The organism is Paenibacillus sp. sptzw28 (genome assembly GCF_019550795.1).
Lineage (GTDB): Bacteria > Bacillota > Bacilli > Paenibacillales > Paenibacillaceae > Paenibacillus_Z.
Genome location: NZ_CP080545.1, coordinates 2,170,723 through 2,190,127 on the forward strand (window position 1 = coordinate 2,170,723; position 19,405 = coordinate 2,190,127).

At 52.1% G+C, this 19,405-nt stretch carries 18 protein-coding genes; 11 read left to right on the plus strand and 7 right to left on the minus strand.

What is annotated here, in order from left to right; all coding sequences use genetic code 11:
- Positions 1-15: 15 nt before the first annotated feature.
- Positions 16-318: a hypothetical protein gene (locus tag KZ483_RS09530; protein WP_220352409.1), complete on the plus strand. Its 303-nt coding sequence runs from the start codon at positions 16-18 to the stop codon at positions 316-318.
- Positions 319-438: 120 nt separating this feature from the next.
- On the opposite strand, the gene KZ483_RS09535 is transcribed toward KZ483_RS09530, so the two are convergent.
- Positions 439-579 carry a hypothetical protein gene (locus KZ483_RS09535; RefSeq protein ID WP_220352411.1) on the minus strand — a complete coding sequence of 47 codons (141 nt, stop codon included), beginning with the start codon at positions 577-579 and terminating at the stop codon, positions 439-441.
- 251 nt (positions 580-830) lie between these two features.
- Here KZ483_RS09535 and KZ483_RS09540 point away from each other — a divergent pair, with 251 nt between their 5' ends.
- Together KZ483_RS09540 and KZ483_RS09545 are read left to right on the plus strand one after the other, a co-directional pair.
- Positions 831-1,808 (plus strand): aldo/keto reductase, encoded by a 978-nt coding sequence (locus tag KZ483_RS09540; protein ID WP_220352413.1) that lies wholly within the window; start codon positions 831-833, stop codon positions 1,806-1,808.
- Between the two features lie 267 nt (positions 1,809-2,075).
- A complete protein-coding gene (locus tag KZ483_RS09545) occupies positions 2,076-3,674 on the plus strand; it encodes a glycoside hydrolase family 3 protein (protein ID WP_220352414.1) in 1,599 nt (532 codons plus the stop codon).
- 158 nt (positions 3,675-3,832) lie between these two features.
- Here the strand turns inward: KZ483_RS09545 and yfbR are convergent, their stop codons facing one another.
- A complete protein-coding gene (gene yfbR / locus KZ483_RS28430; RefSeq protein ID WP_258881620.1) occupies positions 3,833-4,606 on the minus strand; it encodes a 5'-deoxynucleotidase in 774 nt (257 codons plus the stop codon).
- 158 nt (positions 4,607-4,764) lie between these two features.
- On the opposite strand from yfbR, the gene KZ483_RS09560 reads away from it, so the two are divergent.
- The 4 genes from KZ483_RS09560 (at position 4,765) to KZ483_RS09575 (ending at position 9,986) form a co-directional block, all read left to right on the plus strand.
- Entirely contained in the window at positions 4,765-6,309 is a 1,545-nt protein-coding gene (locus tag KZ483_RS09560) for a fumarate hydratase (protein ID WP_220352415.1), read from the plus strand.
- 61 nt (positions 6,310-6,370) lie between these two features.
- Positions 6,371-7,303, plus strand: coding sequence for a bile acid:sodium symporter family protein (locus KZ483_RS09565; RefSeq protein ID WP_220352416.1), 933 nt, complete (start codon positions 6,371-6,373; stop codon positions 7,301-7,303).
- A 31-nt stretch (positions 7,304-7,334) separates the two neighbouring features.
- Positions 7,335-9,140 (plus strand): two-component system histidine kinase PnpS, encoded by a 1,806-nt coding sequence (pnpS, locus tag KZ483_RS09570; protein WP_220352417.1) that lies wholly within the window; start codon positions 7,335-7,337, stop codon positions 9,138-9,140.
- A 126-nt stretch (positions 9,141-9,266) separates the two neighbouring features.
- On the plus strand, positions 9,267-9,986 hold the full coding sequence (locus KZ483_RS09575; protein WP_220352418.1) for a response regulator transcription factor: 720 nt from the start codon (positions 9,267-9,269) through the stop codon (positions 9,984-9,986).
- Between the two features lie 63 nt (positions 9,987-10,049).
- On the opposite strand, the gene KZ483_RS09580 is transcribed toward KZ483_RS09575, so the two are convergent.
- Positions 10,050-10,919, minus strand: a complete 870-nt coding sequence (locus KZ483_RS09580) for an AraC family transcriptional regulator (RefSeq protein ID WP_220352419.1) — start codon at positions 10,917-10,919, stop codon at positions 10,050-10,052.
- Positions 10,920-11,080: 161 nt separating this feature from the next.
- Between KZ483_RS09580 and KZ483_RS09585 the strand changes: the two genes are divergently transcribed.
- Positions 11,081-12,160 carry a Gfo/Idh/MocA family protein gene (locus KZ483_RS09585; RefSeq protein WP_220352420.1) on the plus strand — a complete coding sequence of 360 codons (1,080 nt, stop codon included), beginning with the start codon at positions 11,081-11,083 and terminating at the stop codon, positions 12,158-12,160.
- 276 nt (positions 12,161-12,436) lie between these two features.
- On the opposite strand, the gene KZ483_RS09590 is transcribed toward KZ483_RS09585, so the two are convergent.
- Positions 12,437-12,952 carry an NUDIX domain-containing protein gene (locus KZ483_RS09590; protein WP_220352421.1) on the minus strand — a complete coding sequence of 172 codons (516 nt, stop codon included), beginning with the start codon at positions 12,950-12,952 and terminating at the stop codon, positions 12,437-12,439.
- 219 nt (positions 12,953-13,171) lie between these two features.
- Between KZ483_RS09590 and KZ483_RS09595 the strand changes: the two genes are divergently transcribed.
- Together KZ483_RS09595 and KZ483_RS09600 are read left to right on the plus strand one after the other, a co-directional pair.
- Positions 13,172-13,675, plus strand: a complete 504-nt coding sequence (locus KZ483_RS09595; RefSeq protein ID WP_220352422.1) for a DinB family protein — start codon at positions 13,172-13,174, stop codon at positions 13,673-13,675.
- A 20-nt stretch (positions 13,676-13,695) separates the two neighbouring features.
- Positions 13,696-14,079: a VOC family protein gene (locus KZ483_RS09600; RefSeq protein WP_220352423.1), complete on the plus strand. Its 384-nt coding sequence runs from the start codon at positions 13,696-13,698 to the stop codon at positions 14,077-14,079.
- A 151-nt stretch (positions 14,080-14,230) separates the two neighbouring features.
- Here the strand turns inward: KZ483_RS09600 and KZ483_RS29105 are convergent, their stop codons facing one another.
- The 3 genes from KZ483_RS29105 to KZ483_RS09610 form a co-directional block, all read right to left on the minus strand.
- Positions 14,231-14,329, minus strand: coding sequence for a cytochrome bd oxidase small subunit CydS family protein (locus KZ483_RS29105; protein ID WP_397376166.1), 99 nt, complete (start codon positions 14,327-14,329; stop codon positions 14,231-14,233).
- Between the two features lie 185 nt (positions 14,330-14,514).
- Positions 14,515-15,540: a cytochrome d ubiquinol oxidase subunit II gene (locus tag KZ483_RS09605; protein WP_220352424.1), complete on the minus strand. Its 1,026-nt coding sequence runs from the start codon at positions 15,538-15,540 to the stop codon at positions 14,515-14,517.
- Positions 15,537-16,892, minus strand: coding sequence for a cytochrome ubiquinol oxidase subunit I (locus KZ483_RS09610; protein WP_220352425.1), 1,356 nt, complete (start codon positions 16,890-16,892; stop codon positions 15,537-15,539). Before KZ483_RS09610 ends, KZ483_RS09605 begins: the two co-directional genes overlap by 4 nt.
- 611 nt (positions 16,893-17,503) lie before the next feature.
- Here KZ483_RS09610 and KZ483_RS09615 point away from each other — a divergent pair.
- On the plus strand, positions 17,504-19,402 hold the full coding sequence (locus KZ483_RS09615; protein WP_220352426.1) for a PrkA family serine protein kinase: 1,899 nt from the start codon (positions 17,504-17,506) through the stop codon (positions 19,400-19,402).
- The last annotated feature ends 3 nt before the right edge of the window (positions 19,403-19,405 follow it).

Sequence of the window (19,405 nt, forward strand, 5' to 3'; positions counted from 1 at the left end):
CGAGGTGGGCCCGTAATGGTGGAACAAGATAAACGAAGCGAAGAAGAGGTCCATTCCAATCACAATGGCCAGACCAGCGCAGCAGACCAGACCAAGGCAGAAGGTCAAACCAACGTATCAGGCCAAACCGTTGCAGAAGGCCAAGCCGTTAAGAAGCTTCGCCCCCGACAGCCGGGTTCGCTTCAATTAAACGATCCTCACGATGAACCGCCTGCCACCGGTGAGAAAATAATCGGCCCGGTTGAAGCGGCTCCGCACTGGCAGTCGTTCTACCGCGCTGTCAGTGATGCAATCGCGGCGATGCGGCCGAACACGTAAAGGTTAAGCGGCGAATCCCTCAGCTTATGTACAATATAATCTCCGGACGCTTGAGTATAGCAACGAAGTCGGAATAAACCCTTTGGAACGGCCGTTCCAAAGGGCTTATTTCTCTTCGCGTTAGCAGCTTTTGCCGCTGCCGTTATCCTTCTTCATCGGCTTCGTGCCGGTGTCCCGGGCGAGCTTGTCGCCGAACTGATCGAGCCGGTCGGGGCTTGATGCCGGTCCGTCGTTGTCCGGCTTATTGTTTCTGCCTGTCATGGTTGTCACCTCCGACGTTCATAACATGAGCGGCCGAGGGGAATTTCATACTTGCTGTCGTTCCACGTCCGGCAATTACTGCTTTTCAGACATCGTCATAAACATAGTAAATCAGTTGAAAATGACAACTACAGGGGGACAACACTATACTGAAGGTAACCAACTTCACATAAAGTACGTACTTAACAGGCTGGAGCGATTACTCTATCATATATAGTGGACCATAAAGTGAAGGAGGATGTATTAATTTTATGAAGTACACGTATATGGGACGTTCAGGATTAAAGGTGAGCCGTCTTTGCTTGGGCACGATGAATTTCGGTGTGGATACGGACGAGCAGGAATCATTTCGTATAATGGATGCTGCACTGGATGCAGGCATTAATTTCTTTGATACCGCGAATATTTACGGCTGGGGCGAAAATGCCGGCAGGACTGAAGAGATTATCGGCCGCTGGTTCAGCCAGGGCGGCGGACGCCGCGAGCGCACGGTCATCGCGACGAAAATGTACGGCGATATGAGTGATGCGAATGACGGACCGAATGGATCATCGGGGTTGTCGGCCTACAAAATCCGCCGCCACCTCGAGGGTTCTTTGCACCGCCTTCAGACCGATCATATCGAGCTTTACCAAATGCATCATGTGGACCGCAATGTCACTTGGGACGAGCTCTGGGGTGCCTTTCAAACGGCCGTAAACCAAGGCAAAATCGGTTATGTCGGCTCCAGTAACTTTGCGGGATGGGATATTGCGGTAGCCCAAGGCGAAGCGAAGGCGCGGGGATTAATCGGACTCATATCGGAGCAGCATAAATATAATTTATTGTGCCGCTTGCCGGAGCTTGAAGTGCTGCCCGCTTCAAAAAGCCTTGGACTAGGCGTCATTCCATGGAGTCCGCTGGACGGCGGCCTGCTGGCCGGGAATGCGCTGCGCGGCGGAGCAGGAAAGCGCAGCGGCGACATGAAGCGTGTTGAGAAGCACCGTTCACAGCTCGAAGCCTATAAAGGGCTGTGCGATGAGCTGGGCGAACGCGAGGATGTCGTATCGCTCGCATGGCTGCTTGCCAATCCTGCGGTTACTGCGCCGATTATCGGCGTCCGTACGCTGGAGCAGTTCGAACGCTCGCTGCGTGCGGTTGAGCTTGAGCTGGATGAAGCTGCGATGAAGCGTATCGATGAGATTTTCCCGGGACCCGGCGGCGACGCTCCGCGCGCATACGCTTGGTAGTCGGTTTTTGTAATATTCCGTGACATGATGGATATTTTTATCTGAATGTAAGCGCCGCCCACAGGAGATAAACCTCCTGTGGGTGGTTTATTTTCACCCCATAGCTTACACTATTTTATAAGGGTGTTTTAGGAAATACACGGGGCGGAATCCTACGGATATCGCGCCGCGCTTCAAGGCGGCGAGGCGGGGCTGCCCACGGAACAATAATGAATGCATAGGTTAAACGGCCGCAAATATCAATTTGGAAGAAGAGGTGCAGCATTTATGACAGAGCAGTGGCGCAGCTGGAGCCTGCGGGAGAAAATCGGTCAATTGTTCGTGTTTGGTTTTCACGGGCAGGAGCCGTCTGAAGATATATTGGAGTTAATCGAGCGATACGGTGTTGGCGGCATTATCTATTTCAGCCGCAATATCGCAGATGCGCGGCAGGTTCATACGCTGTCGTCGACCCTTAATGAGGCGGCTCGGCGAGCTGGACGCCCGCCGATGTTTATCGCGGTGGACCAGGAGGGTGGCATGGTCGCCCGCCTCGTAAAGGGCGTTACGCTCATGCCCGGAAATATGGCGCTTGGTGCAGCAGGTTCGGCGGAGGGAGCTTACGCCACGTCTCACATCTGCGGCAGGCAGCTGCGGGCGGTCGGTATTAATGTTAATTATGCTCCTTGTATCGATGTGAACAACAATCCGGACAATCCGGTCATCAATGTGCGGTCATACAGCGATCGGCCGGGCCGGGCCGGCGAGCTTGGCCTCGCCGCGGTACGCGGCTATCAAGATGCGGGAGTTGCGGCAACAGTTAAGCATTTTCCCGGCCATGGCGATACGAGCGTGGATTCGCACCGGGATCTGCCGGTGCTGACGCATGACCGTGAACGGCTGGAATCGGTGGAGCTGGTTCCATTCCGTATGACAGCCTCCGAAGCGGATTTGATCATGACGGCGCATGTGTGCCTGCCTGCGCTCGACCCGTCAGGCGTGCCGTCCACGCTGTCGAAGCCGGTACTGACCGGACTGCTGCGGGGCGAGCTCGGCTACGAGGGGGTCATCACGACGGATTGCCTCGAGATGAACGCAATCGACAAGTTCTACGGACCTGAACGCGGCGCCGTCATGGCGCTGCAAGCCGGAGCGGACATGGTGCTTGTCAGCCACACACCGTCGAAGCAGCGGGCTGCGCTTGAAGCGGTGGCGGCCGCAGTGGAGCGAGGCGAGCTGTCGGAACAGCGCATTGACGCCTCCGTGGAGCGGATCATGCGGCTCAAGAAGAAGCGCGGCTTCGATGAGCCGCTTAAGCCGTGGGACAGCGTGGAGCCGGAGCTCGATACACCGGAGCAGCAGGGAGTCGCACGCCGCTGGAGCGAAGCGTCGGTTACGCTTGTCAAGAATGAAGGCGGCCTTCTGCCGCTCAAGCGGGAAGCGAGAACGCTCATCCTCTGGCCTCAGATCGTTACCGTATCGGATGCTGATGAACTGCTTACCGATGACGGCACGCTTGGGGCCTGTCTCTCCGAATATATGGAGAATGTGACGGAGCGGCCGATGAACGAAGAAGGTGCGTTAAGCGGGTTGGACGAGTTCGAACAAATCGTGTTTGTGAGCTATGATGCGGTCAAGCATGCGCTTGAACGGGATGTCGCGGCGAAGCTGCTTGCCGAGGCAGGTGAGCGTACAGTGGCGGTATCCGTCCGCAATCCACTTGATCTGCTTGTATACCCTGAGGTGCGGGCTTACCTTGCTGTCTATGAATGCCGTCCGCTCGCGCTGGAGTCTGCCGCAAAGGCGCTCGTAGGGCAGATCACGCCCGAGGGACGGCTGCCGTTGACAATATCGGAGACCTATCCCTTCGGCTGGCGATCGGAGTAGTAGCGGAATTCAATCCGGAAAAGAAGAAAAAAACCGGCGAGCACCGGCCGCACATTTGCGTGACGGCCGCTCTCCGGCTTTTTGGCTGTTCGTTTAACAAATGGAGCAAATCTTCTTCGCTGAAAACACCGCGCAGCAGTATTTGCTTAGCTGCCGCGTTATTCCTGCTCTGAAAGCTCATCCAGCGTCTTGCTGAAGCTTGGAGCCATATGCGCGAGAAACCAGTCGATCTCGGGCATCTTGAGCAGGGCGAGCGCCTGTTCCGTTTGACCTTTGGCTACCGCAAATTCGCGGTTGCCCGATGACAGCTCGGAGAGACATTTGATATAGGCGTCGAGCAGGTCGGCTGCCTTCAGCATTTTCAGCAGCTCGCGGTCAGCCTCATCGATTGGCGGGGCGCCCGCATCCAAAGCAAGCTCGGAAGCGACGCCGGGTTCCGTGGTCGATGCGGCTTCCGGCGCAGTAACCGAAGCGGCAGCTCCGGATACCATGCCCGGCGCGTCGCCCCGGGCTGTGCCGGATGCGTCGGCGGGTGCAGCCGGAGCGGCGCCGGGCGAAGGCGCGGCCGTGCCGCTGACGAGCGGCGCATAAGCCGCCTTGAGCGCCGGCGGCACCATCCCGAGCAGCCGCTCTGCCGCCATTGCCTCAAGCTCGCGGAAATTCGCGAGCATCCTGGGGTTGTGATGCTTCACCGGCGTGGGAATATCGCCGGTGAACACCTCCGTAGCGTCATGGAACAAGGCCATTGACGCCGCTCTGTCCGCATTCAGCGACCGGCCGAATATACGGTTGCCGATTTCACACAGCATATGGGCCAGCAGCGCGACGTGGTACGAATGCTCGGCGACATTTTCGCGGGTGGTGTTGCGCATGAGGCTCCAGCGTTCTATATATCTCAGCCTGTACATATAAGCGATAAAATGGCTTTCCATGGCACGAATTCTCCTTCGTTGTGATGAGTGGCGAGGCTCCGCTGTATCGGATCTTCCGGGCTCTTTTTAACCGACAAACGGGATGCCCCGAGTGGCTGTATATGCTATTATATAGTTAATTGACAAATGCGACTAGAGAGAGGAGCCAGCACTACTTTATGCAACAGTTTGAAGAAAGCGTCTATAAACTTATCGTAGAAACCTCCACGAACCTGCCCGGCGACGTCCGGAAAGTCATCCAGGCGGCCCAAGAGGCGGAGGACCGTGCAACCCGTGCAGGCCTGTCGCTCTCCACGATCGCCACCAACATTGAGATGGCCGAATGCAATGTCTCGCCGATCTGCCAGGACACGGGCATGCCTACTTTTATTGTTCATACTCCGGTCGGAGCCAACCAGATCATTATGAAGCGGCAAATTAAAAATGCGATCGCGCGCGCCACGAAGGACGGCAAGCTACGTACAAACTCCGTTGATTCACTGACGGGAGCCAATACGGGCGACAACCTCGGACCCGGCACGCCGGTTATACATTTCGAGCAATGGGAACAAGATGATATCGACGTCCGTCTCATTCTTAAAGGCGGCGGTTGTGAAAATAAAAACATCCAGTACAGCCTCCCGACCGAGCTCGAAGGACTCGGCAAAGCCGGACGGGACCTCGACGGTATCCGTAAATGCGTTATGCATGCCGTCTATCAGGCGCAGGGACAAGGCTGCAGCGCCGGGTTCATAGGCGTCGGCATCGGCGGCGACCGGACGACCGGCTATGAACTGGCCAAACAGCAGCTGTTCCGCAGCGTCGACGATACGAATCCGAATCCGGAACTCCGGCAGCTCGAAGAATATGTGATGGAGAACGCCAACAAGCTCGGAATCGGTACGATGGGCTTCGGCGGACAAGTGACGCTGCTCGGCTGCAAAGCGGGCGTGATGAACCGGCTGCCGGCCAGCTTCTTCGTCTCTGTCGCTTATAACTGCTGGGCTTACCGCCGTCAAGGCGTATTGTTGAATGCGGAGTCCGGCGAGATTAAAGAATGGATTTATCCCGGCGGTTCGGACACCCCGATGAAATCCCGGGCTGCCGACGCTGCTGCCGAGGCGGTAGCGGAGCAGGCGGAACGCCGCGAGGTAGTGCTGAATACACCATTTACAGAGGAACAGGTTCGCAGCCTGAAGGTCGGCGACATCGTCATTATCAATGGCGAGATGCATACAGGTCGCGACGCTCTGCACAAGTATTTGATGGATCACGACGCACCGATCGATTTGAACGGAGCGGTTATATACCACTGCGGCCCTGTTATGCTGAAGGACGAGGAAGGCTGGCACGTAAAGGCTGCAGGCCCGACCACAAGTATTCGCGAGGAGCCTTATCAAGGCGACATTATGAAGAAATTCGGTATCAGGGCTGTTATCGGCAAAGGCGGCATGGGTCCCAAAACGCTCGCCGCACTGCAGGAGCACGGGGCGGTTTACTTGAACGCCATCGGCGGCGCCGCGCAGTATTACGCTGAATGCTTCAAGAAAGTGAACGGAGTCGACTTCATGGAATTCGGCATTCCGGAAGCGATGTGGCACCTTAAGACGGAAGGGTTTGCGGCAATTGTCACGATGGATGCGCATGGAAACAGTTTGCATGCCGACGTGGAACAGGACTCATTCGCCAAGCTGGCGCAGTTTAAAGAACCTGTTTTCAAGTAGAAATGAGGGATGCGTTACGCGCAGTTTCGGACTTGCCTTCAATAGACGTTTTGAACAATGGATGTTTCTTATTGTCCCCGGATCACTCATCCTGGGATTTCTTTTTTCATCGCCGCTGCACCGATTTGTGCCCGCCGTCCCGTATCTGTTCGCCTTTGTGACGCTGACGATGGCAATCGGGTGCGGTCTCGCTCAGCTGCGCGCCGTCGTGCGCAGACCCGGTATCATGGTGTGGACATTCGTTCTGGCACATGTGGTGTCGCCGCTCATTGCCTACGGTTTGGGTACGCTGGTGTTCGGACATGATTCGCCCTACGTCGTCGGTCTGGTCTTATTCACGATCATACCGCTCGGAGTCTCCACGGTCTTATGGGTGGGCATGTCGTCAGGCAGTGTCCCGCTCATGCTCGCGATGGTTGTTCTTGACTCGGCGCTCAGCCCGTTCGTCGTCCCGACCGGAATACATCTGCTGTTCAAGACGGCGGTCGATACGGATACGGCATCTATGGTAGCGGACCTTCTGCTGATCATTGTCGTCCCGACGGCTCTTGGGGTGCTGCTGCACGAAGCGACCAAAGGGCGAATTCAGAAAACCGTCCATCCATATGCGGCGCCGGTCTCCAAGCTTTGCTTCGTTGCTGTCGTCGCCCTTAATGCGGCGGCGATCGCTCCTTATACCGAAACGCTGAGGGGCGATCTGCTCCGCCTTGTGCCGCTGGCCGTCGTGATGGTCGGACTGTGTTATGCAGTCGGCTTCATCGGGGCTGCGCCGTACCGCAGCCGGGAGCTGCAAACGACCGTTTCGTATGCAACCGGGATGCGCAATATTTCGCTTGGAATCGTGCTGGCGCTCGGCTACTTCAGCCCGCTTGCAGCCGTACCCGTGGTACTTTCGATACTGATCCAGCAGCCGCTCGCAACACTCCATCATTACATTTTACAAAAGATTTACAATCGAAGGACTGGCGTACAAACTCCCGGGCAGGTACGATAGGGAGCGAAAGAAACGGTGGAGGTATAACAGCATGATCAGTTTTCGTACGCGGCTGACAATTATATTGATTGCATTGATCGGCTTATCGGTATTGGCAGCCGGTCTGTTTATGGGCAAGACGTTTAAAAACAATCATCTGGACGCTCTGCAGGACAATATGGTTCGCGAAATGCGAATTATTTTGGATCAAATGGACTGGCCTAAGGGGCAGATTAGCGGTCTGTACGGCTACTATACGCAGGAGGCGCAGAAGCTCAAGAAGATCACCGGATCCAGGGTTACGTTTATCCGCGGGGACGGTGTTGTGCTGGGAGACTCGGATCACGATCCCAAGACGATGGACAACCACCTGCAAAGGGCGGAGGTCCAGGAAGCGGAGCACAATGGAGTCGGCAGGGCAATCCGTCACAGCGACACCATCAACGAGAATTTGTTGTATGTCGCGATGCTCGTTCATCCAGGCAGCCCGAACTCGGATATTATTCGGCTCTCGCTAAGTCTTCAGGAAGTGGATGACAGCCTTCGGCGCATATGGATGACGCTATTGATCGGTTTGCTGATTCTGTTAGTTGCGGCAGCGCTGATCAGCTACCGCATCGCCAGAGGGCTGACCAGGCCTCTTGAGCAAATCACCCGTGTCGCCAAGCGAATCAAGAACATGGATTACCGCGCGCGTGTCACGGTGAAGAGCAGCGACGAAATCGGCGAGCTCGGCATTGCAATCAATGCGATGGCCGACAGCCTTCAGGTTCAGATGGCTCGTATTCATCAGAACGAAAGCCAGCTGTCGAGCGTTCTCGATAATATGATTGATGGTGTCGTCATGATCGATGGAAACGGCCGCATCGTACTGCTCAACCGCTGTGCGGAGGAAGTGCTGGGATTCTCGGCCAGAGAGCTTGTCGGACGGCATTATGCGGAAGCTAAACAGCAGTATGAGCTTTCTCAGATTATTCAGGACGGTCTTGATCGCAGGGAGCATCTCCGCGAGGAAATCACGTTCTACTATCCGGAGGAACGCCTGCTTGACCTGAACCTTGTGCCGATTTTTCAAGATGATGAATTCGGCGGCGTACTGCTTGTGCTGCAGGATGTCTCGGCGATAAGACGGCTGGAGCGGATGCGCAGCGAGTTTGTTGCAAACGTCTCGCATGAGCTTAAGACGCCGGTTACGGCGGTGAAAGGGTTCGCCGAGACGCTGCTTGGCGGAGCGGTGAACGATCCGGAAACGGCCCGGTCCTTCCTGCAGATCATCTACGATGAGAGCGACAGGCTTAACCGCTTGATCGGCGATATCCTTGAGCTGTCGAAGATCGAGTCGCGCCGGGTGCCGCTGCAGTTCTCTCCGATCGAGCTGTCTGCATTTATCGGCAAGACGGTCGAGCTCATGTCGGCGGAAGCGGAGCGTAAAAATATAAGGATTGCGATGAAAGCGGAGCCAGGCATCTATGTCGAGGCGGACGAGGACCGGCTGCGGCAAATCGTGATGAATTTGCTGGCCAATGGCATCAGCTATACGCAAGGTGGCGGTCTCGTTACGATTGAGGTGGAGCCGGTATCGTCTGTGTCCGATCAAGCTGGCGCCGATATATCCGATTACGAGCATATACGCATCACGATTTCCGATACCGGCATTGGCATACCCAAGAAGGATCTGCCTCGTATCTTTGAACGATTCTACCGGGTAGATAAGGCGAGATCCCGCAGTTCAGGCGGAACCGGACTCGGTCTGTCGATCGTAAAGCATCTGGTCGAGCTGCATAAGGGCTCGATTTCTGTCGACAGCCAGGTCGGGATCGGCTCGACGTTTACGATCGAATTGCCTGTGCTGCAATAATAGACTTACAGATTGTACCGCAGCTAAAGATGGCGCTGGACGTTACTTCCGGCGCAATGATATGATAAGTTTGTAAATGTTCATGCAAATCGGCGTATGCAATACGCGCGGAAGCTGGGGGTCGAAATGTCACAAAAAATATTGGTCATCGAAGACGAACCGACACTGGCGAGGCTGCTTTCCTATAATCTGACTCAGGAGGGTTACGATACGACAGTAATCGACCACGGAGCGGAAGGGTTGCAGACAGCGCTTCAGCGTTCGTTTGAACTAATTATTCTGGATATTATGCTGCCGGGTATGAACGGCTTCGAAATATTATCGCGGCTGAGGCAGAGCGGCAACAGTACGCCGGTTATCGTGCTGACTGCCCGCAATGCCGAGGAAGAAGTTGTACAGGGTCTGAAGCGCGGTGCGGACGATTATATTACGAAACCGTTTGGCGTCGCCGAGCTTCTGGCGCGCGTGTCTGCAGTTCTGCGCCGTACAAGCCAGGAAGAAGGAAAGCAGACCGAATCCACGGAGAAGGTCATTACTGCGGGCGAGCTGTCCATATATCCGGAGAAATATGAGGTCGTGCTGTGCGGCGAAACGGTTCCGCTTCGACCGAAGGAATTTGAAGTACTGCTCTATTTGGTGCAGCGGCCCGGAATGGTAATCACCCGCGACGATCTGATGAACGTCGTATGGGGCTTCGATTATATAGGCGGACAGCGGACGGTGGATGTTCATGTCAGTTCGCTGCGCAAGAAGCTGGAGCTCGGCCAGCAGTCGGTTCAGATCGAATCCATTCGCGGTGTCGGCTACAAATTTGTTATGCCAAAAAAGCTTGGAACGCCGAAATGAACGGCGGACCAAGCTTTATTTTCTGATCAAACGGCAGCAGCCTGTCTTACCTGTGCTCCGGTTCTATTGACGGTTCCAGTCGAGCATCCGTTTCTGGAACTGCTTCGGCGAGCATTCGTTGTACTTTTTGAACATTTTGTAGAAGTGGGCCATGTTAGGCATGCCGATCCGGTCTCCTACCTCGGATACGCTCAGGTCCTTAGTCAGCAGTATTCGTTCCGCCCATTTGATTTTTCGGTAGTTGACGTATTCCGTGAAGGATAATCCGATCGCTTTTTTGAAAAACTTAACAAAGTAGTAATAGCTCATATTAGCCATCTTGCAAACGTCCTCCACCTGGATGCGGTCATTCAGATTCTCCTCAACAAAATCGAGGACACCCCGCAAGCGGGCACGATCGAAATCCTCCCGTTCGGCTAGCATTTTCTTCGAATCGCTGCGGATTAGCAGAAGCAGCAGCTTCTTGATGATCATACTGACCGCGAGCTCATAGCCGGTCTGCTTATTGGTTACTTCCTGCAGAATCGCGCGTATGCAATCGGCCGCTTCCTTATTGGCGGTTTTATTATCCTGGAAAATATAATTAGCCCGGCTGAGAGGGTTTTTTGTTTCGGAAAAAAAACGCATATAAGGCATGGTGCTGTGATCGAAAAATTGCTGCAGGTCGAACTGCAGTACGATATAGTCCATAGGAGTGCCGAGGCTTCGGTCCCGATGAAGCTGGCTGGCCCCGATTATCGCCACGTCTCCCGCTTCCAGTCGAACCACCTCTTCATCAATGTACACGTCAAGCACACCTTCATTGACGAGCAGCAGTTCAATTTCCCGATGGTAATGCCAGTTAATGAAAAAGTCGTGGGTTCGTTGCGCTTGAAATACTTTGATCGACAAAAGAGGGTTTTCATAGGCTACTTTTTCATTAAAGAACTCCACATTATCCTCCCTCAGATACCAAAATCACATAAAAGCATCGCCATTTAGAAGCTGTTTTTTTGGAATCGGTATCGACTATACTTATTCTAGTGTTTGTCGTGCAATGAAACAAGCACGCAATTGAAAATAATACGATTATTTCGTTCTGGAGGTAGAACTCAATGTCCAAAGTTCGGGTAGGCATTATCGGCTGCGGCGGTATTGCCAACGGAAAGCACATGCCAAGCCTTGCGAAGGTACAAGACGCGGAAATGGTGGCGTTCTGTGATATCGTGATCGAACGTGCTGAAGAAGCGAAATTGAAATACGGCAATCCGGAAGCGAAAGTATATAGCGATTATCACCAGCTGCTCAGCGACGGCTCGATTGATGTCGTTCATGTTTGTACGCCGAACGACTCTCATGCGGAGATTTCGATCGCGGCTCTTGAAGCGGATAAGCATGTGCTATGCGAGAAACCGATGGCAAAAACGGCCGAAGCCGCCCGCCGCATGCTTGAAGCTGCTAAGCGCACCGGCAAGAAGCTCAGCATCGGATACAACAACCGTTTTCGTTCCGACAGCCGCTATTTGAAGGAAGTTTGCGCTGCGGGCGATCTGGGCGAGATTTACTATGCCAAAGCCCACGCGATTCGCCGTCGCGCCGTTCCTACGTGGGGCGTATTCCTTGATGAAGAAAAACAAGGCGGCGGCCCGCTCATCGATATCGGCACGCACGCTCTTGACCTTGTCCTTTGGATGATGGATAACTATAAACCGAAAGCCGTTCTCGGGCGCGCATACCACAAGCTGTCCCAAACCGAAAACGCGGCCAACGCTTGGGGTCCATGGGATCCGAAGGAGTTTACGGTGGAAGATTCGGCCTTCGCCATGATTACGATGGAGAATGGCGCATCGATCGTGCTGGAGTCCAGCTGGGCGCTTAACTCGCTTGAGGTGGATGAGGCGAAAGTAACGCTGTGCGGCACCAAAGCCGGCGCGGACATGAAGAAAGGCTTACGCATTAACGGAGAGAACAACAGTCGTCTGTATGTCAATGAAATCGAACTGAACAGCGGCGGTGTGGCATTCTACGACGGTGCAAGCGAAGATCCGGCCGAGCTTGAAATGCGCACCTGGATCGATGCGGTGCTAAGCGATAAAGATGTGCTCGTTAAACCGGAGCAGGCGCTGGTCGTTTCGGAAATTCTTGAAGCGATCTACGAATCGTCCCGTACGGGCAAAGCGGTTTATTTCGAATAAAGCGTAACGCAGGAATGTGAAGGTTGGGGTATGGATTAACCATGCACCAGCCTTTTTCATGTCAGCGGCTTAACACCGGAAAGGAAACAGCTTATGCGGAAGGACCGCAATATGCGGAACAGATGGTTTTATTGGCTGGTTGCAAATAATAAAAAAACGAACCTCTAGAATCGCTTCGTTTTATTTCACTTTTACGATCCGAGCGGTAATAAGCTTCAGGCGCATTGGTGAATCGGATTCGTAACCGGGTGGTAGTGGCTACCGCCCTTTAGGCTGTTATTTCGTATACACGTCGTAAGATTTGTACGGCGTATTCGTTGTGATTTCTTTATCGAGTTTCAGTAATTCCTTATCAGACTTGACAGCAACTCTGATTAATTCTTTTGAGAGCGATATTACTTCAGGATTTGACAGTGCGGATGGAATAGGTGCAAACTGTAAATCCGCAATCTCATTAACGTCCATAGCCTTTGGAATACCTGAGACGTAATCCATTTGAAATACGACATAAATGCTTGTTTCGTATCTTTTTTCAATTTGTATCACCCCGCAGCGTATACCGAGGATACTGTGAGGAATAGTATCTAGTCCTGTCTCTTCTCTAATTTCCCTCGTAACCGCCTGTTCCAATGATTCCCCCTCTCCAACGAAGCCGCCGGGAATCATCCACTGCCCCTTATTGGTTCCGTAATTCACTCGAACAAGTAGGACTTTGCCGTCTTTTATGAGGACTCCGCCGGTTGACATCGTTTGCCTTATTGACATCATTAACACCGCTTTCACTTTTTCCACTATCTTAACTCATTCAGCTTTGCTGGAAAAATATATAAAATCAATGAGATTAATAGTTAATAACTATTGGGGAAAATGAGAATAGCGGAGCCGCAAGGTTATATAAATAGCAATTGATAAGAAATGTAATATTGATTTGGATGATATGATAAGGAACGAACATGAAGAAATTGTCTAGTGTGAAATACAGGGCAATCAAGAAGAAAGGAGTATCTGACTTTGACAGATGAAGAAATGATTGAAAGTTATAAAAACTGCTTGCAAGCTTATTCATTGGAGCAGCTAAGGTATATAAGCGCGCAAGGGGTTTGGTCTCTCAGCCAAATGTACAACCATATGATACTCACTGCTCTTGACTATTTGGTTCATGTGGAAATTTGTGCGGCAGCTGGTGAAGAGCAAACGCTCGGGAAGACAGAAGGTGGCGAGCTTTTGTTCAAACGCGGCGGATTTCCGCCTATTAAAATCAAGCTGCCGGACGGGCCTGAGAATTCTCCGAGCAATTCGGATAGTAAAGAAGACCTTATGAGCGGACTTGATCAAGTGCTGCTCAAGTTGAAAGAATGGAAAAGTAAAGTTGATATTGTAAACCCAAACTACAAAGCTAATCACGATGGCTTTGGATGGCTGAACGCGCGGGAGTGGTTGGGCCTTGTCGGCATGCATTTCCGCCACCATCTGAATCAGAAGCGTGAACTCGAACAGAAGCTTGTATATCGATAATTGATCATGGAGGGAATAACTTGAAGATATCACATTTACGCTTATTGGTGCCCAATGTTAACGAATGTTTTTTGTTTTACAGGGATATCCTGGGACTCAAAGTTCTCCATGGAAATGAAGATACTCCGTATGCGGAATTTCAAACGGGAGACATTAACATTGCGCTGGAGCCTCTGCTGATGAATGAACATACTGAAGTTCTGCGTGAACGGGATGACTTCAGTGCAAGTGACCGGGTTGCGATCATATTCGAAGCTGATGACGTCGACGCGACTTGCCATCAATTAAAGAGCAGAGGTGTAGCATTCGTGAAGGAGCCGCATGATACACCGGAATGGGGTCACCGTGTAGCGTATTTCCGTGATCCCGCCGGGAATTTGATTGAAATTAATGCAGGAATTTAGGAATATTTCAATCAAAGAACCCAGCAGGTGCGATACAGAATAAACTGCGGCTCTAATTTTTTTTAAAGGGCTGACGATTCTATGTTACAAATAATCGTTATATTGAAGTATGAGATCATACTTTGAGAACTGTAAGAACCCAGAAAATCAGTTACTGCTTCTTCGGCGCTCGTGCCCCCCACCAGAACAAAAGGCCGACGGCAAACGCGACAACAAGAAACGGCGCCACAAAAATCAAGAAATCTTTCATGTTTTAAACCCTCCTAAGGCGTTTTCGGAGAAAACGCGGCATCGTAAGCATAAGCTAAGGCGTTTTCGGAGAAAACGCGGCATCGTAAGCATAAGCTAAGGCGTTTTGGGAGAAAACGCGGCATCGTAAGCATAAGCTAAGGCGTTTTGGGAGAAAACGCGGCATCGTAAGCATAAGCTGACGTTTTATTTGGCCCTCTTGCCCTGTACATATTTGGCATCGAACAGAAACAGCCGCATGAGCAGGTACAACGACGGGATAAGCAGCAGCAGACCGAGTATAAACACCGATATGAGCGCTATCGCCATAGGCTGGCTTGTAAAGTTGTCATGAATCGTCAAGTACGGGTACAAAATATAAGGTAGATGCGCCGCCCCGTAGCCGAAGAAGGCAAAGCCGAACTGCAGCATGACGAATATGAAAGCAAGCCCTAATCGTTTACGGGTCCAAACCAGATAGACTGCCATTAAAAAACAGGCGAACGAAGCGACGAACATCCACGCATGTGATTGCAGCTTGGCAAAATGCTCCGCGTTGTGGCCGCGGATCGCAAAGAATACCAGCAGGCTGCTGAGGATCGTCGGCGCGCTCCAAGCCAGCGCATATCTGCGGACGACCTCAAATGCGGAGCGGTCATTCGCTCGTTTGGCGTAATAGCTGAGAAACATGGCCGATATATAAAGTACACTCACGAGCGCGAGCAATACAACCGACCACGAGTAGGTGCTCGTGAACAGTTTGGCGTACAGGAAGGTTACTTTTCCGGCAGGATCCACATCAATATACCCGCCTTCGGAAATGGTCATGACCGTCGACAGGGAGGCAGGAATAAGCAGCCCGCTTGCCCCGTAAAGCAGTATATAAATGCTGTTGTTCTTCTTCGAGCCGTAAGCGTTGAACGCGTAATACGAACCGCGAATCGCGAGCAAAACAACAGCTACGCTGCCCGGAACCAGCAAGGCGGTGCCGTAATAGTAAGCGGTGTCGGGGAAGAACCCGACGATCCCGACGAAGAAGAACACAAGAAAGACGTTCGTCACCTCCCACACCGGGGACAGATAACGTTCGATAATGTTGTGAATCAGATGGCGTTTGCCGGTTATCGTGCTGTAATAACTGAAGAAGCCGGCTCCAAAGTCGATCGAAGCCACGATCAAATATCCGAACAGGAACACCCAAAGTACGGTAATACCCAGAACCTCGTAGCTCATTGCTCCTCGCCTCCTTCAATGCCTCTTGCTTTGATCTCGTCTTCCGCCCGGTTGCTGCTGAACATCTTAATAAGCACGCGAACCGCGGTAACTCCAAGAACGAGATACAAAAGTGCAAAGACAACCAGCATTGTATCGACATGACCGGAAGCAGTGGCGCCTTCCGAGGTTTTCATAATACCGTGAAGAATCCACGGTTGACGGCCGACCTCCGAGAAGATCCAGCCATGCTCGATCGTAAGCATAGCGACCGGTGCGGCGAGGATAACTGCGCGCAGCAGCCATTTGGAAGTATAGGCTAAGCTGCGTTTACGCCACAGAACGAGCATGAACACAGACGATATAAGGGTCATCAGCGCGACGAGCGCCATTTTCATATCGAAAAGGTAATGAATCCAGAGCGGCGGATGTTCATCTGCCGGTATATCGTTCAGTCCGGTAACTTCGGCATTAGGCGTGCCGTGGGCGAGAATACTGAGCGCATAAGGAATCGTCAGCCCGTACTTGATTTCATTGTCCTTCGTAAGCACTCCGCCAAGCACCAGCGGCGCTTGCTTCGATGTCTCAAAGTGCCATTCCATCGCGGCCAGCTTCTCCGGTTGGTAGTTGGCCAGATATTTGCCCGAGAGGTCGCCGATTATTGCGCTTCCGATCAGGAATACAAATGCGGAAACCATCGTAAGCTTGAGCGCTTTCTTGTAATACACATGCTGCCGGCCTTTAAGCAGCGACCATGCCGAGATAGCCGCGAGTACAAAGGCGCATGTCGCATATGCGGTAATAAGAACGTGAGAAACCTTAGTCGGCATAGCGGGACTAAGCATTGCGCCGAACGGAGAAATGTCGATAATTTTACCGTCCTTGACGGTGACGCCAGCCGGGGCGTTCATAAAAGCATTCACAACCGTGATGAAGAAGGCGGAAGCCGAAGAGCCGATAACGACCGGAATAAGCAGCCAGAAGTGAACCATCCTGCTTCTGAACCGGTCCCATGTATATAGATAAATGCCAAGGAAAATTGCTTCGAAGAAGAAAGCGAACGTCTCCATAAAGAGCGGCAGCGCGATCGATTGTCCGGCAACGCGCATGAAGCTGGGCCAAAGCAGACTGAGCTGCAGTCCGATAGCTGTCCCGGTTACGACACCGACTGCGACGGTAATAACGAAACCGCGCGCCCATCGCCGGGCCATGAGCAGGTAATGCTCGTCATTTCGTTTCAGGCCGATCCACTCGGCAAGAGCGATCATGAGCGGCACCCCGACACCGATAGTTGCGAAAATGATGTGAAAAGCGAGTGTGAGTGATGTAAGTATTCGACTGTAGACGACTGGATCATATCCGCTGAGCAGCATAACAATTCCCTCCCGATAGGTAGCAACTTGCTTGTATTTGTAATATTACCTGTATGGCCGCTATTTGAATAAATAACGGGACAGGGACAGCAGCATAATGACCGCTACTGCAATGCACAGGATGATGAGCCGTTTTTCCTGCTTGTTGATCCGATTATCATTTTCGTCACGGGCCACCCGGAATCCCTTCTTTCCTATGTTCGTATGTCCTTAATTGTATTATAAACTTAATTGTGATTATTTTCACAATAAATTGTGAGCAGCAGTTGACTAAATAGTGTCAAGTTATTGAACCTCTGGAGAAAGACGCAGATTACGGAGTAAAAATCATGTCATACACTACTCGCAAGCATGTTTATATCAGTCAAATCCAGTCGATAATTTAAAAGACAGAATATTCATATTTATCAGATAATTTAAAAATGTTATAATATAGATATAGATAAAAGTTTGCTGTACTGTCTTCCGCTGGGCAGTTTTCGATTTGCGGGTCGGCAGCAATATGCTGGATAAGGAGATCTGCGACTGTGTTGTGGCGATCTGGTTGTGAATGCCGAGGAATGCTTTCGAAGCCGGTTTTTGCTCACGCAAAACACTGAGGAGGGGACGATATGTTATTTTTGGACAAGCTGGCGGATTATCGTGAAAGTGAGAACAAGCTTCATTGGGAAGGGACATTTGTCGAATATTTGGACCTTGTCCGGGAGCGTCCTGAAATTGCGGGACTTGGACACGACCGCATCTATCGCATGATTGAAGCGGCGGGAATTAACGATTTGGAAGAGGGCCGGCGCGAGTACAAGTTTTTCAGTTCCGAATTATTTGGGCTCGAGGACGATTTGCAGATATTGGTCGAGGAATATTTTCGCCCGGCGGCACAGAGGCTGGACGTCCGCAAACGGTTATTGCTCTTAATGGGCCCTGTCAGCGGGGGCAAATCGACTCTTGTGGCCCTGCTCAAGAAAGGGCTGGAGAAGTATTCGCGAACCGATGCCGGCGCAGTTTATGCAATCAAGGGCTGTCCTATGCAGGAGGAACCGCTTCACTTGGTGCCGCTAGAGCTCCGTCCGGATTTTTACCGCGAATACGGAGTCAAGATTGAAGGGGATTTATGCCCTGTTTGCCGGCTGCGCCTGGAGACGGAATTCGACGGCCGCATGGAAAATATGCCTGTGGCGCGCGTGCTGTTCTCGGAGGCGAAACGTGTAGGTATAGGCACATTCGCCCCATCCGATCCAAAGTCGCAGGATATCGCCGATTTGACTGGCAGCATCGATTTCTCCACCATCTCGCAATATGGGTCCGAATCCGACCCGAGGGCATACCGTTTCGATGGAGAGCTGAACAAGGCGAACAGAGGGCTGATGGAATTTCAGGAAATGCTCAAATGCGACGAGAAGTTTCTGTGGAATTTGTTGTCCCTTACCCAGGAGGGTAATTTCAAAGCGGGGCGGTTTGCGCTGATCTCGGCCGATGAATTAATAGTAGCGCATACGAATGAAACGGAATACCGCTCTTTCATCTCCAACAAGAAGAATGAGGCGCTGCATTCCAGGATGATCGTCATGCGTATTCCCTATAACCTTAAGGTCACCCAGGAAGAAAGAATCTATTCCAAGCTGATTGATCAGTCCAACATTCACGGTGTTCATCTGGCTCCGGCTACATTATGGACCGCCGCCGTGTTTAGTGTGCTCTCGCGGCTCAAGGAATCGAAGAAGCCCGGCATGGACCCGATCAAAAAAATGTATCTATACGACGGGGTCGAAGTGGACGGCGCGAAAAGCGGCGACGCCCAGGAGCTGAAGAAGGAATTCAACGACGAAGGCATGTCCGGAGTCGACCCCCGCTATGTGATCAACCGGATTTCAAGTGCGCTCATTAAGGGCGACAAATCATGTATTAATGCGCTTGATGTGCTGAAATCGCTCAAGGAAGGCCTCGATCAGCACGCCTCGATTATGAAGGAAGAGAGGGAACGGCTGCTTAACCTTATTACGCTTGCCCGTAAAGAATACGACCACAAGGCGCGAACCGAAGTACAGAGAGCTTTCGTCTACTCGTTCGAGGACTCGGCACGCACGCTCATGAACAATTATTTGGACAATGTGGAGGCTTATTGCAACGGCTTCAAAATGAAGGACCCGATCACGGAAGAGGAGCGGGAGCCGGACGAGAAGCTCATGCGGTCCATTGAAGAGCAGATCGGAGTCACGGAAAACCAGAAGAAAGCGTTCCGCGAGGAAATTCTGATCAAGATTTCGACAATGGCCCGGCGCGGCCGAAAATTCGATTACACTTCGCATGAAAAGCTGAAGGAAGCAATCGAGAAGAAGCTGTTCGAGGACCTGAAGGATGTCGTGAAAATAACGACATCGGTCAAAAATCCGGATGAAAATCAACTCAAACGGATTAACGACGTTTCTGCGCGGCTGATCGAGCACCACGGTTACTGCGCTGTTTGCGCTAACGAGCTGATGAAGTACGTAGGCAGTCTGTTGAACCGATAACTA

Excerpts from the sequence above, each read along its gene's own strand:
- KZ483_RS09540 (WP_220352413.1), top strand. The coding sequence starts at position 831 with ATGAAGTACACGTATATGGGACGTTCAGGATTAAAGGTGAGCCGTCTT.
- pnpS (WP_220352417.1), top strand. The coding sequence starts at position 7,335 with ATGATCAGTTTTCGTACGCGGCTGACAATTATATTGATTGCATTGATC.
- KZ483_RS09545 (WP_220352414.1), top strand. The coding sequence starts at position 2,076 with ATGACAGAGCAGTGGCGCAGCTGGAGCCTGCGGGAGAAAATCGGTCAA.
- KZ483_RS09615 (WP_220352426.1), top strand. The coding sequence starts at position 17,504 with ATGTTATTTTTGGACAAGCTGGCGGATTATCGTGAAAGTGAGAACAAG.
- KZ483_RS09560 (WP_220352415.1), top strand. The coding sequence starts at position 4,765 with ATGCAACAGTTTGAAGAAAGCGTCTATAAACTTATCGTAGAAACCTCC.
- KZ483_RS09530 (WP_220352409.1), top strand. The coding sequence starts at position 16 with ATGGTGGAACAAGATAAACGAAGCGAAGAAGAGGTCCATTCCAATCAC.
- KZ483_RS09535 (WP_220352411.1), bottom strand. The coding sequence starts at position 579 with ATGACAGGCAGAAACAATAAGCCGGACAACGACGGACCGGCATCAAGC.
- KZ483_RS29105 (WP_397376166.1), bottom strand. The coding sequence starts at position 14,329 with ATGAAAGATTTCTTGATTTTTGTGGCGCCGTTTCTTGTTGTCGCGTTT.
- KZ483_RS09575 (WP_220352418.1), top strand. The coding sequence starts at position 9,267 with ATGTCACAAAAAATATTGGTCATCGAAGACGAACCGACACTGGCGAGG.
- yfbR (WP_258881620.1), bottom strand. The coding sequence starts at position 4,606 with ATGGAAAGCCATTTTATCGCTTATATGTACAGGCTGAGATATATAGAA.
- KZ483_RS09610 (WP_220352425.1), bottom strand. The coding sequence starts at position 16,892 with ATGCTGCTCAGCGGATATGATCCAGTCGTCTACAGTCGAATACTTACA.
- KZ483_RS09605 (WP_220352424.1), bottom strand. The coding sequence starts at position 15,540 with ATGAGCTACGAGGTTCTGGGTATTACCGTACTTTGGGTGTTCCTGTTC.
- KZ483_RS09585 (WP_220352420.1), top strand. The coding sequence starts at position 11,081 with ATGTCCAAAGTTCGGGTAGGCATTATCGGCTGCGGCGGTATTGCCAAC.
- KZ483_RS09565 (WP_220352416.1), top strand. The coding sequence starts at position 6,371 with ATGTTTCTTATTGTCCCCGGATCACTCATCCTGGGATTTCTTTTTTCA.